Genomic DNA, 12332 nt, shown 5'->3' with positions numbered 1-12332 from the left:
CGGGAGCTGATGTCATGGTCTCTGGTCCAATTCGTGAGGGCGCTGCATCAGCGCGCGTGGGCCGCGTTGAAGCGCCGCTCCAGGCGGGCGCCGAGGATGGTCAGCGGGCAGCACATCAGGAAATAGAGGATGCCGACGATGCCGAAGACGGTGAGCGGCTGGAAGATCTGGTTGGAGATGATGTTGCCGGCCCGCGTCAGCTCCGTGAAGCCGACGATCGAGGCGAGCGAGGTGCCCTTGATGAGCTGCACCAGGAAGCCGATCGTGGCCGGCAGCGAAATGCGCAGCGCCTGCGGCAGGATGATATCCTTCATGCGCGAGACATATTTGAGGCTCAGCGCCTTGGCCGCCTCCGTCTGGCCGCGCGGCACGGCTTCGATTGCGCCGCGCCAGATTTCGCCGAGATAAGCGCTGGCATGGAGCGTGAGGCCGATCGCCACCGCCTCCCAGGCGTCGAGCTTGAAGCCGATGAGGGCGAGCCCGTAATAGGTGACGAAGAGCTGCATCAAGAGCGGCGTGCCCTGGAAGACGGCGATATAGGCCGAAGTCAGCCGCTCCAGCCACGGCATGCCCGAGGTGCGGGCGAGCGCGACGGCAAGGCCGGCGAGGCAGCCGCAGACGAAGCCGACGGCGGAGAGAAGAACGGTCCATTTCAGGCCGATCAGAAGGAAGATGAATTCTTCGCTGCCCATGGTGCCCTCACTTGACCGGATAGGTGAAATAACGGGCCGAGAAGAGCGCGAAGAGGCGCATCATCAGCCAGGAGATGACGAGGTAGAACACGGTGATGGTGAAATAGACCTCGAAGCTGCGGAAACTGTCGGATTCGATGCGCTGCGCCACCGAGGTCAGCTCATAGGCGGAGATCGCCGAGCAGATGCTGGTCGACAGCGTCAGGAGCACGAACTGGCTGGTCAGCGACGGGTAGATCGCCCTCAGCGCCGGCTTCAGGATGATCAGCCGGAACACCTGCACCTTGTGCAGGCCGAGCGCGAGGCCCGCCTCCATCTGCCCCTTGGGAATGGATTGCACGCCGCCCCTGATGATCTCGATCGCATAGGCGCCGCCATTGATGCCGAGCGCGATGATGGCCGTCGGCGTCGGGGCGAGCCTGATGCCGATCAGCGGCAGGGCGAAGAAGAGAAAGAAGATCTGCACCAGGAAGGGCGTGTTGCGGATGAGCTCGACAAAGCCGATCACCAGCCAGCGCAGCGCCTTGATGTGCGAATCCCGCAGCGCCACGCCGCCGATGCCGATGATCACGGCAAGCACCATGCCGCAGAGCGCCAGCAGGAACGTGCCGAGACAGCCGAGAAGCAGGCTCGGCAGGCCATCGATGACGGGCGTGAAATCCAGTTGATAGTTCATGCTGCTTTCGCCGCTCCCACCATTCCGGCCATCGCCTCGATCGCCAGCTCATAGCCGCGCGCGCCGAAGCCGATCATGATGGCGGTGGCGACACGCGAGACCAGGGATTTATGGTAGATCTCCTCGCGGGCATGGACATTGGAAATATGCAGCTCGATCTTCGGCGCATCGAAGGTTTTGAGCGCATCGAGAAGTGCAATCGAGGTGAAGGTATAGGCGGCGGGATTGATGATGATGCCGCAGGCATCTTTCCGGGCCTGATGCACGCTTTCCACCAGCTCGCCCTCGAAATTGGTCTGGCGGAAATCAATCTCGAAACCGAGGCTCTTCGCCTTCGCCAGGCATTTCCCCCTGATATCGGCAAGGGTGGTGGAACCGTAGATGGCAGGCTCGCGCTCGCCGAGCAGGTTGAGGTTCGGTCCGTTGAGGACGAAGATGGTTCTGGTCATGTCGCGCACCTCGAACGGGGCAAAGCTGGTTGCTTGGTCTTGGGCATGGGGGTGGCGTGGACGGGCATCGAAATGCCCGCCTTCATGCTCGGATTGTCAGAGGCTATGGCTCAGCCGGCCGTGAACGAAATGCCTTCGAGGCTCTTCGGGAATTCCGGAACCGGCACCTTCATCCACTTGTCGTAGATCACCTTCAGCTCGCCATTGGCCTTGATCTTGTCGATGAAGGCATTGATCGAGGCGTTGAGTTCCTTTTCGCCGAGACGCGTGCAGGCGCCGTTATAGAGCTTCTGGAATTCCAGCTTGTTTTCGAATTCGCCGGGGCGGGCCTTCTCCACGCGGTCCATGTAGAAGATGTTGCCGCCGAGCGCATCGACCTGGCCGGAAACCAGCGCCTGGACGCTCGCCGCATCGCCGTCGAAGCGGCGGATGGTGGCGGTCGGCGGCGCATTCTTGGTGACCTGCGTGTCCTGTGCGGCACCCTTGGCGACGGAAATGGTCAGGTTCGCCATATCGTCATTGGTCTTGATCGACTTGTTCTTGGGGCCGATCAGCACGATGGCATTGGCATTGTAAGGCTGGCTGAACTGCACCGCCTTGGCGCGATCCGGCAGCATGGCCATGGTGGCGAAGAGCACGTCGACGCGGCCCGATGTCAGCGCCGGAATGCGGTTGTTGACTTCGAGCGGCACGAACTCGACTTCGACGCCGAGTTCCTTGGCATAGGCCGCAGCCATATCGGCATCAAAGCCATCCTGCTTGCCGGCGCTGGTGACGAAACCCCATGGCGGGTTGTCGCCCTGGATGCCGACGATCAGCTTGCCGCGGGCCTTGATTTCATCGGGGGTAACGGCAGCGGCCGGGTTGGCAAGACCTATGGCGGCCACAAGAGCGGCGGCACCCAGCATGGCGCCACGCCGCGTCAGCAACGACTTCAGCATTGGAATTCTCCTCCTTTTTGGCGGCCGCCCAAAAGCAGCCTCACAGTCATCCTCTCCCGACTGTTCTCATCATGTTTGCCAGAGGTGCGCTCATAAATCAACATAGTTTTTGAAAATCATATGAGACTTTTGATTTGATCAATTGAATTGAAATCCTCACGACATTCGCCATAATGCCCTCAGGAGGGTCGATGGCTTTGTCCATCGCGGCCCGAACGAGGAGGATGCTTGGTATGAAGACCTCGATTGCGACGGTGACGCTGTCAGGCGAATTGCCGGAAAAACTCGAAGCGATCGCGCGCGCCGGCTTCGACGGCGTGGAGATTTTCGAAAACGACTTCCTGGCCTTCGACGGCAGCCCGGCCGATGTCGGCCGCATGGCGCGCGATCTCGGGCTCACCATCACGCTGTTCCAGCCCTTCCGCGATTTCGAGGGCATGCCGGAGAGTTTGCGCAGCCGCACCTTCGACCGGGCCGAGCGCAAGTTCGATATCATGCAGGAGCTCGGCACCGACATGGTGCTCGTCTGCTCCAATGTCTCTCAGGCGGCGCTTGGCGGCATCGACCGGGCGGCGGCCGATTTCCGCGAGCTCGGGGAGAGGGCGGCAAAACGCGGGCTGAAAGTGGGATACGAAGCGCTTGCCTGGGGCCGCTTCGTCAACGACCATCGCGATGCCTGGGAGATCGTGCGCCGCGCCGATCATGAGAATGTCGGGCTGATCCTCGACAGTTTCCACTCGCTGTCGCGCAAGATCGACATCAATTCCATCCGCTCGATCCCGAAAGAGAAGATCTTCATCGTGCAGCTTGCCGATGCGCCGCTGATCGATATGGACCTGCTCTACTGGTCGCGGCACTTCCGCAACATGCCGGGCGAGGGCGATCTTCCCGTCACCGAATTTACCGAGGCCGTCGCCTCCACAGGCTATGACGGTTTCTTCTCGCTGGAGATCTTCAACGACCAGTTCCGCGGCGGCTCGACACGGGCAATCGCCGCCGATGGCCATCGCTCGTTGATCTATCTGGCCGACCAGATCCGCCGCAAGGTGGAGACGTCAGTCGGCATCGACATGCCCGCGCGCGCCGCCGTCAAGGGCGTCGGCTTCATCGAATTCGCGACCGATGACGAGGAGGCGGTGGAGCTTGTCGGCATTCTCGAAGCGCTCGGCTTCAGCAAGGCGGCGGTGCATCGCTCCAAGAAGGTGACGCTCTTCCAGCAGGGCAATATCCGTATCCTCATCAATGTCGATCCCGAGGGTTTTGCCAATGCCGCCTATGCCGTGCATGGCACGTTCGCCTATGCGGTGGCGCTCGTCGTCGAGGATGCGGCGCAAGCCTATGCGCGCGCGCTGGCGCTCGATGCCGAGCCTTTCACCCAGGCCGTCGTCGAGGGCGAATTGCAGCTTCCGGCGATCCGCGGTGTCGGCGGCGGGCTGATCTATCTGATCGACGAGAAAAGCCCGCTCGGCCGCTTCTCAGAGATCGATTTCGAGCCGGTGCAGGATAAAAGCGCGGAGGGCGATGCAAAGCACGCCGGGGATGCCGGCCTTCTGCAGGTCGACCACATTGCCCAGACGGTCTCCTATGACGAGATGCTGACCTGGCTGCTCTTCTACACCTCGATCTTCGAAACCCGGAAAACTCCTGTCGTCGACATCATCGACCCATCAGGGGTGGTGCGCAGCCAGGTGATCGAGAACGAGGCGGGCACGCTTCGCATCACCATGAACGGCGCCGAAAACCGCCGCACGCTCGCCGGCCATTTCATCGCCGAGAAATTCGGCTCCGGCATCCAGCATCTGGCCTTTTCCACTGACGATATCTTCGCCACGGCCGAGCGCCTGCGCGCGAAAGGCTTCAAGCCGCTGCCGATTTCGCCCAATTATTACGACGATGTGGAAGCCCGCTTCGGGCTCGAGCCGGAGCTGACCGAGCGGCTGAAGGCGGAAAACATCCTCTATGATCGGGATGGGGAGGGCGAGTATTTCCAGCTCTATAGCGGGACTTACGGGGAGGGCTTCTTCTTCGAGGTGGTGGAGCGGCGGAGCTATCGCGGCTATGGGGCGCCGAATGCGATTTTCAGGATTGCAGCGCTGAAGAAGCAAATGCGGCCGGAGGGGGTGCCGAGGGACGCGGGGTGAGGGTGCGTCGCGGTAAGCAATGAGGTGAGGGCGTTGCAGATTGGCGCCGCCTTTTGTGGAGCAATTTCTTTATTCTGGCCATTCGCGTCAATGGCCCCCTCATCCGCCCTTCGGGCACCTTCTCCCCGATGGGGCGAAGGGGGAAGCCGCGACGTCGCGGGTTCTTCGAGGTATCGTATGGCACGTTCCCTCGCCCCAGCGGGGAGAGGGTTAGGGTGAGGGGGCTCCAGCCGCTGAACTGGCCGCCATTAGCACCGACAATCCCGCAACCGCGAGCCGTTCACCCAATCCGCCCACTCTTCAGCACATGCGCCACACCGCTCTGCACGTGCCTGACGATCACCGCCCTGGCACCCTCTACATCCCGCTTCAGCGCCAGCTCGAACAGCAGCTTGTGATCATCCACCACGGCCTGCCCGCGAAAACTCTGCGCCAGCATGTGATATCTCAGAAACCGGTCGAAGACCGAAGACAGCGTCGCCATCAGCGTCGCCGAATTGCAGGCGGAGACGATCGCCTGGTGAAACTCCCAGTCATAGCGCACCCAGTCGACGGTCCTTGAGGCGTCCCCTGCCAGAAGCTTCCGCTCGGCGGCTGCCAGCTTGTGATGGGCGGCGACGATGCGGCCTTCCCATTCGAGGTTGCCGGCGGCAAAGGAAAGGCCGATCGCATGGGTTTCGAGCACTGTCCTGAGATCGGCAAGCTCCTCCAGCTCCTTGATCGAGGCCGGGCTCACCTCGAAACCGCGCTGGCCCTCGGCGAGCACGAGGTTTTCCATTGCAAGGCGGCTCAGGATTTCGCGCAGCGACGAGACGCTGATCGAATAATGTTCGCGCGCCTGCTCGAGCTTGATCCTGGTGCCGGGCGCCAGCGCGCCGGAGATGATATCCTGCCGGACCTGCCGGAAGACGACGTCGCTGATCGTCTCGGAGGCTTCGCTTGCCATTTTCGGCACGGGTTTTTCGCTGCGCATCAGGCCGTCATCCCCTGGCCTGCGCGGGCAGGGCCGACAGCAGCCCCCGGCCGAGCGCGTGTTCGACGCCCGCCTGAATATGGCGCTGCAGGATCTCCTTGGCGGTCTTGCTGTCGCGCTTGAGGGCGGTCTCCAGCAGCTGCCGGTGCTCCTCTTCCGCCACGTTGCCGCGATAGGAAAGCGCCACCATCTGATAGCGCAGGTATTTGTCGAAGACGGCCGAATGCGTTTCCATAAGCAGGCGCGAGCCGCAGGCGGCAATCAGCGCCTGGTGAAACTCCCAGTCATAGCGCTTCCAGTCCTCGGCCTGGCTGGTATCGCCCGTCGCCATGACCTTTTCCATGCGCGCCAGCTTGTAATGGGCCGAAACGAGCTGCGCCTCCCATTCCACATCCCCCTGTTCGAAGGATTGTTCCAGCGCATGTTCCTCGAGCAGCAGCCGGAGTGCGGCAATCTCCCTGAGATCGGCGACGGAAACGCCCGCCACCTCGAAGCCGCGCTGCCCTTCGGCAACAACGAGGCCTTCCGAGGTCAGCCGGTTCAGGATTTCGCGCAGCGTGCTGACGCTGGTGCCATAGGCGCTCTTGAGATTTTCGAGCTTCAGCTTCTGTCCCGGCGCAAGCCGGCCGAAGATGATGTCGGCACGAATCTGCCTGTAGCCACTCTCGGCGACGGTTTCCTCGATATCTTCCTGCCGCATGCTTGTCTCCGAGATTTTGCATTTCCTCCTATATAGCGGGAGAACTAGGGTGGGCACAACGGAAAACGGATTTTGGCGCAAGCAGCGGGTGAGGCGAAATGCTGCAGGGCGGCAACTGCCTGCGGACCGGCCTTTTAGAGCAGGCTTCACGTTAGGCAAGGTTTGTGAGGTAATGTGTCCTGAAACATTACAAAGGCTTGACTATTATCTTAACCATGGTTCCATTGTGCGACGCAGCATATGGAGCAACGATGGAACTTTCGTCAAAACTCGTGAAATCCGTTGCCTACGACCCGTCGACAGGGGTCCTCGACATCGAGATTCGCCTCAAGGGCCACCGCCGCTATTTCAACGTGCCGCCGGTCGTCTATGAAAACCTGATCACGGCCACGTCGCCCGGCTGGTATTACACGCGCCATATCCGCGATGCCTATCCGCGCTCGGCCGAAGGTGCTGATGGACGCGCAAAACAGATGTTTCGCATGGTCACCGGCAAGCGCGGTCAACTGTCGTGAGCGCGCCCGCAACACATTGACAGGATAGAAGGCCGGATCGTCTGGTCCGGCCCGAAGGCCCCTGGTGTCAGGGGCTTGCGCGGTGCGGCGAATCCGGCGAGCATCCCGTTATGCCGACCCTCAAACAACTCTCCATCGCCCTTGGCCTCCTGACCAGCGACCATGCCCCCATTCCCGATGAGGACGGATGGAAGAACTATGTCTGGCGCGTCCAGGCAGCGCAAGAATGCCTTTCCTCCGAGGATGGATATTGCAAGCTCGTCGAGGACAAATGGGATTGGAAGCGGCCGCAATATTACAGCTTCTCTTTCCGCGCCGACCCGAAGACGAATTCCGTCATGTCGCGAATCACGCTGAAGAACGAAGATCCTGACGATGACGACCAGGTCTGCGTCGTCGCGACCTTCCTCAATGCGGCCGGCGAGGAGATCGGCATCTTCTTCGCCAACTGGCGGGCGCTGCCCGGCCGCTCCTATACGCGCGAGGCGCCGATCTGGCTGACCACCGATGTCCGCGACATCGCGACAGTCGCCGTCGGCACAAAGCAATGCGACGTGAAGGCGATGGCGGATGCCGCAAATTTCTACAGGATCCGGCTCGAACTGAAGCAGCGCTGACGGGCATTTCCGCAGGGCTTGCGATGGCGCGGCCGACATGCCGAACGGGGGATGGCGTGACCTATCATTTCAGACTTTGTCTCTTCATCGCGCTTCTTGCGATCGCTTCCGCGGGCCTTGTTTCTCCGGGCTCCGCCGCAGCCGAGGAGGTGCCGGCCTTCTGGAAGAAATCCATGACGAACGACCCGGCGACGAACCACTATGTCGCCGAGGCGATGAAGCCGCTCGACAACCCGGATGCCCAGACATTGAGAGTGGTGAAGCTCGCCAATTCGCTCGCCACGCTCTGCAGCGGCGCATCGCTCAACAAGAAGGCGCTCTACGCCTATATGACCGAGACGCGCTTTGCCGAGATCAAGGGCACTGCCTATAACGAGGCGGCCTTCCTTGCCGACAGCACGTTCCGCTATTTCGATTACCGCGCGCTTGCCCATCTCTGCGCGGGAAGCGCCTATCTCTTCGGCCCGAAGGGGCACCTGGCACCAGGGCTGCTCAAGCCCGGCAAGGGCAAGCCGAAGGCGAGCTACGATCCCGACAATGCCTTCATAACTCTGCCGCCGCTGGCGCGCAGATCCTGAGAGCCCGCGCCAGCGGCGGTGGGCGAGGGGTGGCTACAGTACTATTGAAAGTCACCGTCCGATGGCGGCGGAAGCACATAGCCGGGATTGCCGATCCTGCCGCCCTTTCGGACGCCGATCGTTCCCGTCGGGCGCGGGTCAGCCTGCTCGCCGCGGAATGACGAGACGATCACGACGATCCCGAGCGCAAGCGCAATGAGCGGCGGCGCAATGAAGATGATCAAGAGATAGTGCACTGGCTTCATCGAGTATCGTAGCAGGTGAGGTCTTCACCTGGGCACCGCTTTCCTCTGTCGGTTGCGGTGCGCAAACTCCAGTGGGCTTTCCTGCTGCCCACTCTCGCTTGCCCGCTGCCGATGCTGCAAATCCAGCAGGAGACGAACCCGGATCGTTCCGCCCATCTCCTACCCCGGCTCTCCGTCGAAAGATATAACAAGCGTCACATCCCGGCTATAAACGGGGTGTTGGCCTAGCATTGCAGCTAAAGAGGCGGTGGCAAGTAACTATTATGGGCAATTTGTCAAGCTCAGCATCATCAGTAACTATGGGGATCACCTGGCTATCGCATGGCGCAGGTGAGCAATAGTCCTTCGTATCGGGAGCAATTCTATTTGGACGCCACAATGACCTGGACTTCCTTTGAATGTCACAAGGTACGGAAGGTGAAGTACAATGAGAGCGACCGGAGCCTCGAGATCCTGTACGCCGATGGCGGCAGCGGCCAGGCAAGCGGCATCACGAAATCCCGCTACGTACAGTTGATGGCCGCTCGACCCGAAGACCGTGACATTTTCTTCCAGAATATCATCGAGCCATATGTCGTCGCCCGCAGGAAGCCTCCGCTCGCTCCTGCCACGATCCTGAAGTTCGCCGCCGCCGCGCTGCTGCTGGCCGTGTTCCTGTGGTTTCTTTTCTGAAGCATGTTGCGCAGAAGCGTGTGTAACAAGGATCCAAAGCGCGGCAAGCGGATCACGGAGATCGCGACCGCGCCTTTATTTATCGGCTACATCATAATCGCGGCAAGATCCGCACGTTAAAGTGCGGCGCGCAGACGTGTGCCGCCAGTTCACGGTCACGGCGTGCGGAAAGCAGAAACCTGAAGCGTGGCGGCCCAGTGACTGAGCGCGACACGCTTCGGCAGCGAGGCTCGACATGACGGATTTTCTGACGCGGTGGCTCCCTTGGGCGATCGCCGGACTAATGCTCTGCGCAGCATCCCAGGCGAACGCCGCCCCGGCCTGCGATCCCGTTCAGGCTCTCGTCGCGCAAACCCCTGTCATCGAACAGTCTCCCGCCCGGGTCATGAAGGCACGCCAGCAGCAGAAAATCTCCGGCGCACTCGACGTGGCGCTCTTCGGGGATTCGCTGGCGGAGAATTGGGGTCCCAATCTCAAGCGGGATTTCGGGGCCGCAAGCGTCGGAAACTTCGGTATCTTCGGCGACCATATCCAGGAGCTCCTCTGGCGCCTGAAGGAGATGCCGCCCGCCATCCAGCCCAAGAACATCGTCCTCATCATCGGAACCAACAACCTGTGGGATGGCTCCTTTGCCCCCTGCGGAGTTTCGCAGGGTGTCGTGGCGGTCGTCGATGCGCTCAGAAGCCGCTGGAGCGACAGCCCGATCTATGTCGTGCCCATCCTTCCGCGCGGATCGGGCTTCACCTTCCGCGCCAGGGATCGTCTGGAAGTGAATGCGGACATCGAACGGGACCTTGCTGGAAAGACCGGCGTGACGCTCGTCAAGATCGACGAGGATGAGCTGACATGCGGCTTCGCCAAGCAGGGCTGCGCGAATTATGCCGTTGATAAACTGCATCTTTCGCCGGATGGGTACACTGTCTTGAGGTCTTCGCTTGAGGAGGCTGGGCTGCGGTAGGCAGGTCGGCAGGACTTGTCTCGGACTTGAGGCGAAGCCGCGTTAATGACGATCCGATTTTAGTGTTCGGAGTACGATATTGCTGTATTTCTCCACCGCAGGAAGCGGGTTGCCCTTCATTTTTAGGGGTAAGGTGGCGCCATATATTATCGATACATTTATATGAACTAAAATATTGCCGCGTTGCGACAGTATTGAGTATACGTTAACTAAGACTTTGACTTCTGGTTGTGGCTGTGGAAGAAATCCCGCGTTCGCAGATTTTTTGTGGGGTTTTAATGGGTACGCTTGTCCTTACCGATAGCAATGGCACTTATTCTGGCCAGTTCATCAACGGAACAACATTTACTGGGGGAACATCCGATACATTCTTCCTGTCGATCGGTTCTTTCGACACGTCCCTAGGCGTTACTCTTGGGTCAGAGCCGTCGTCAACTCAATATTTCTCCGGCGATTCTGCAATGTATGTAGCTTCCTTTTCCGGTGGGCTCTCGGATGGACCGCTGATTGCCAACGTGACGGCCAGGAACCTGAACGTCTATGGAAGCAACGGTGATGATCACATTGAAGCGACCGCTTCGCAGTTTGCGGACATCCAGACGGGCACGGGCGACGATTACATCAAGGTCAGTGGCTCATATGGAAGCGCCATCCTCAATGGCGGCACCGGCGCCGATACGATGATTGGAGGAGAGGAGAGCGACACCTATGTGGTCGATAATGTCGGCGATCAAGTCATCGAGCTTGGCGGCAAATTTGGTTTGCGCGATAGCGTTTCGACAACGCTCTCGACCTACACTCTCGGGGCCGACATCGAGGACCTGCGTCTTCTGAAAGGTGATGCGTCTGGCTACGGCAATGAACTCGATAATTGGATGTTCGGCAGCGACGGCAACAACATCCTCAATGGCTTCGCGGGGACAAACTATCTCGACGGTCGCGAAGGCAACGACAAATTCCTCGTCACAAGCGACCTTTCGCGCAATTCGATCTTCGGCGGCACGGGCGACGATACACTGGTCTATAAGCAGGGCCTGGGAGGCGGAGAAGATCCCTTTGCATTCCCCCATGGCCAGTCGGCAATTTTTGATGGTCAGGACGGCACCGACAATGCTGCACTCGACTTCTCGCTTGCGCAGTCCGTTACTGCAACGGTGGACGGCAATGCGGTCGTCTACGATATCATCGGCGCCGACGGCTACCACTCGACCGTTTCGCTGACCTCGGTGGAGCGCGTGAACATCATCGGTTCGGCCGCTGCCGACACGTTCTACGGCACGTCGGGCAATGACTGGATCGACGCCGGCGCCGGTGCCGACACGGTCCATGGCTCGGCTGGCGACGACGGCTATGTCTTTGACAATGCCGGCGACCGCGTCGTCGATGAAGCAGCAGGCGGCGGCACGGATACGATCTGGGCCTCGGTCAGCGTCAATCTCAACGACAATGCCTATGTCGAAAACCTCCGGCTGTCCGGCACTGCGATTAACGGCATCGGCAATGGCCTTGCCAACATGATCACCGGCAATTCCGGCAGCAATCTCATCGCCGGCGGCGCCGGCAATGACAGCCTCTATGGCAAGGGCGGCGCCGATACGTTCCATTTCAACGAAATGGGTGCTGCCAACAAGGATTCGATCTGGGATTTCGATGCCGACGACAAGATCTCGCTCGGCTCCGTCTTCACCGGCCTCGACAAGGACAATAACGGCGTAGTCGATGACGACGCCTTCCTCGTGCTCGTCAAGAACGGCCCGAAGGTCAGCGGCGATCATGCGGTGCTCACCTACAATGCCGCCACCGGCGTGCTCTCCTACGATCACGACGGCGCCGGCAAGGACGCCGCCCAGGACATCGCCTTCGTCGGTGTCAACAAGACCTTCTTCGACCATAGCGACATCCTGATCAACAGCTCGCTGCTGGTCTGAGGAACGCAATTAGCGCATTGGAGACGGCCGGCTTTCGCCGGCCGTTTCTGAGTGATGGGCAGGCGTCAGCCGCGATCTGCCTTGTGCCGAGATGTCTCAAGTCACTCCGCTAAGAATTCCCACATGGCATTTTGGCGTGTGGTTGCAAACCGTAAAAGAAATCGCCTTTTCGCACAATTTTCTTGTGAGGATTTAATGGGAACGATCATTCTTACTCAGACTGACGACGAATACTTCGGTCAATTTA

General features: G+C 60.3%; 14 protein-coding genes. 7 read left to right on the top strand and 7 right to left on the bottom strand.

Annotation, left to right across the window (positions count from 1 at the left end; genetic code table 11):
- Positions 1-47: 47 nt before the first annotated feature.
- From FHX06_RS00360 to FHX06_RS00345, 4 genes are all read right to left on the bottom strand, one after another.
- Positions 48-692 (bottom strand): amino acid ABC transporter permease, encoded by a 645-nt coding sequence (locus FHX06_RS00360; protein WP_018115826.1) that lies wholly within the window; start codon positions 690-692, stop codon positions 48-50.
- Positions 693-699: 7 nt separating this feature from the next.
- Positions 700-1368 carry an amino acid ABC transporter permease gene (locus tag FHX06_RS00355; protein ID WP_018115827.1) on the bottom strand — a complete coding sequence of 223 codons (669 nt, stop codon included), beginning with the start codon at positions 1366-1368 and terminating at the stop codon, positions 700-702.
- Entirely contained in the window at positions 1365-1817 is a 453-nt protein-coding gene (gene aroQ, locus FHX06_RS00350) for a type II 3-dehydroquinate dehydratase (protein WP_113015323.1), read from the bottom strand. The genes FHX06_RS00355 and aroQ overlap by 4 nt, the downstream gene beginning before the upstream one ends.
- A 110-nt stretch (positions 1818-1927) precedes the next feature.
- Positions 1928-2758 (bottom strand): transporter substrate-binding domain-containing protein, encoded by an 831-nt coding sequence (locus FHX06_RS00345; protein ID WP_018115829.1) that lies wholly within the window; start codon positions 2756-2758, stop codon positions 1928-1930.
- Positions 2759-2991: 233 nt separating this feature from the next.
- Here FHX06_RS00345 and FHX06_RS00340 point away from each other — a divergent pair, with 233 nt between their 5' ends.
- On the top strand, positions 2992-4899 hold the full coding sequence (locus FHX06_RS00340; protein WP_113015324.1) for a bifunctional sugar phosphate isomerase/epimerase/4-hydroxyphenylpyruvate dioxygenase family protein: 1908 nt from the start codon (positions 2992-2994) through the stop codon (positions 4897-4899).
- 280 nt (positions 4900-5179) lie between these two features.
- Here FHX06_RS00340 and FHX06_RS00335 read toward each other — a convergent pair whose 3' ends face one another.
- Together FHX06_RS00335 and FHX06_RS00330 are read right to left on the bottom strand one after the other, a co-directional pair.
- Entirely contained in the window at positions 5180-5872 is a 693-nt protein-coding gene (locus FHX06_RS00335) for a GntR family transcriptional regulator (RefSeq protein WP_018115831.1), read from the bottom strand.
- A 7-nt stretch (positions 5873-5879) separates the two neighbouring features.
- On the bottom strand, positions 5880-6572 hold the full coding sequence (locus tag FHX06_RS00330) for a GntR family transcriptional regulator (protein WP_018115832.1): 693 nt from the start codon (positions 6570-6572) through the stop codon (positions 5880-5882).
- Between the two features lie 251 nt (positions 6573-6823).
- On the opposite strand from FHX06_RS00330, the gene FHX06_RS00325 reads away from it, so the two are divergent.
- The 3 genes from FHX06_RS00325 to FHX06_RS00315 all read left to right on the top strand — a co-directional run bounded on the left by FHX06_RS00325 (position 6824) and on the right by FHX06_RS00315 (position 8282).
- On the top strand, positions 6824-7087 hold the full coding sequence (locus FHX06_RS00325; RefSeq protein WP_112543180.1) for a KTSC domain-containing protein: 264 nt from the start codon (positions 6824-6826) through the stop codon (positions 7085-7087).
- Between the two features lie 110 nt (positions 7088-7197).
- The gene (locus tag FHX06_RS00320) at positions 7198-7704 is read left to right on the top strand and encodes a hypothetical protein (RefSeq protein WP_018115834.1); all 507 of its coding nucleotides are present in this window, start codon (positions 7198-7200) and stop codon (positions 7702-7704) included.
- Positions 7705-7760: 56 nt separating this feature from the next.
- Positions 7761-8282 carry a hypothetical protein gene (locus tag FHX06_RS00315; RefSeq protein WP_312866371.1) on the top strand — a complete coding sequence of 174 codons (522 nt, stop codon included), beginning with the start codon at positions 7761-7763 and terminating at the stop codon, positions 8280-8282.
- Between the two features lie 41 nt (positions 8283-8323).
- Here FHX06_RS00315 and FHX06_RS00310 read toward each other — a convergent pair whose 3' ends face one another.
- The gene (locus FHX06_RS00310; protein ID WP_112972545.1) at positions 8324-8527 is read right to left on the bottom strand and encodes a hypothetical protein; all 204 of its coding nucleotides are present in this window, start codon (positions 8525-8527) and stop codon (positions 8324-8326) included.
- A 378-nt stretch (positions 8528-8905) separates the two neighbouring features.
- Here FHX06_RS00310 and FHX06_RS00305 point away from each other — a divergent pair, with 378 nt between their 5' ends.
- From FHX06_RS00305 to FHX06_RS00295, 3 genes are all read left to right on the top strand, one after another.
- The gene (locus FHX06_RS00305; RefSeq protein WP_112543183.1) at positions 8906-9199 is read left to right on the top strand and encodes a hypothetical protein; all 294 of its coding nucleotides are present in this window, start codon (positions 8906-8908) and stop codon (positions 9197-9199) included.
- Between the two features lie 235 nt (positions 9200-9434).
- Positions 9435-10157 carry a GDSL-type esterase/lipase family protein gene (locus FHX06_RS00300; RefSeq protein ID WP_183877627.1) on the top strand — a complete coding sequence of 241 codons (723 nt, stop codon included), beginning with the start codon at positions 9435-9437 and terminating at the stop codon, positions 10155-10157.
- A gap of 461 nt (positions 10158-10618) precedes the next feature.
- Entirely contained in the window at positions 10619-12085 is a 1467-nt protein-coding gene (locus FHX06_RS00295; RefSeq protein WP_246715454.1) for a calcium-binding protein, read from the top strand.
- The last annotated feature ends 247 nt before the right edge of the window (positions 12086-12332 follow it).

Origin of the sequence: Rhizobium sp. BK512 (genome assembly GCF_014194915.1) — a bacterium.
Taxonomy (GTDB): domain Bacteria; phylum Pseudomonadota; class Alphaproteobacteria; order Rhizobiales; family Rhizobiaceae; genus Rhizobium.
The sequence above is the reverse complement of the archived record's forward strand: the minus strand, read 5'-3'. Positions and strand labels throughout refer to the sequence as shown.

What these genes read in the sequence shown, in the direction of transcription:
- FHX06_RS00360 (WP_018115826.1), bottom strand. Translation starts at nt 692, where the DNA reads ATGGGCAGCGAAGAATTCATCTTCCTTCTGATCGGCCTGAAATGGACC.
- FHX06_RS00355 (WP_018115827.1), bottom strand. Translation starts at nt 1,368, where the DNA reads ATGAACTATCAACTGGATTTCACGCCCGTCATCGATGGCCTGCCGAGC.
- aroQ (WP_113015323.1), bottom strand. Translation starts at nt 1,817, where the DNA reads ATGACCAGAACCATCTTCGTCCTCAACGGACCGAACCTCAACCTGCTC.
- FHX06_RS00345 (WP_018115829.1), bottom strand. Translation starts at nt 2,758, where the DNA reads ATGCTGAAGTCGTTGCTGACGCGGCGTGGCGCCATGCTGGGTGCCGCC.
- FHX06_RS00340 (WP_113015324.1), top strand. Translation starts at nt 2,992, where the DNA reads ATGAAGACCTCGATTGCGACGGTGACGCTGTCAGGCGAATTGCCGGAA.
- FHX06_RS00335 (WP_018115831.1), bottom strand. Translation starts at nt 5,872, where the DNA reads ATGCGCAGCGAAAAACCCGTGCCGAAAATGGCAAGCGAAGCCTCCGAG.
- FHX06_RS00330 (WP_018115832.1), bottom strand. Translation starts at nt 6,572, where the DNA reads ATGCGGCAGGAAGATATCGAGGAAACCGTCGCCGAGAGTGGCTACAGG.
- FHX06_RS00325 (WP_112543180.1), top strand. Translation starts at nt 6,824, where the DNA reads ATGGAACTTTCGTCAAAACTCGTGAAATCCGTTGCCTACGACCCGTCG.
- FHX06_RS00320 (WP_018115834.1), top strand. Translation starts at nt 7,198, where the DNA reads ATGCCGACCCTCAAACAACTCTCCATCGCCCTTGGCCTCCTGACCAGC.
- FHX06_RS00310 (WP_112972545.1), bottom strand. Translation starts at nt 8,527, where the DNA reads ATGAAGCCAGTGCACTATCTCTTGATCATCTTCATTGCGCCGCCGCTC.
- FHX06_RS00305 (WP_112543183.1), top strand. Translation starts at nt 8,906, where the DNA reads ATGACCTGGACTTCCTTTGAATGTCACAAGGTACGGAAGGTGAAGTAC.
- FHX06_RS00300 (WP_183877627.1), top strand. Translation starts at nt 9,435, where the DNA reads ATGACGGATTTTCTGACGCGGTGGCTCCCTTGGGCGATCGCCGGACTA.
- FHX06_RS00295 (WP_246715454.1), top strand. Translation starts at nt 10,619, where the DNA reads ATGTATGTAGCTTCCTTTTCCGGTGGGCTCTCGGATGGACCGCTGATT.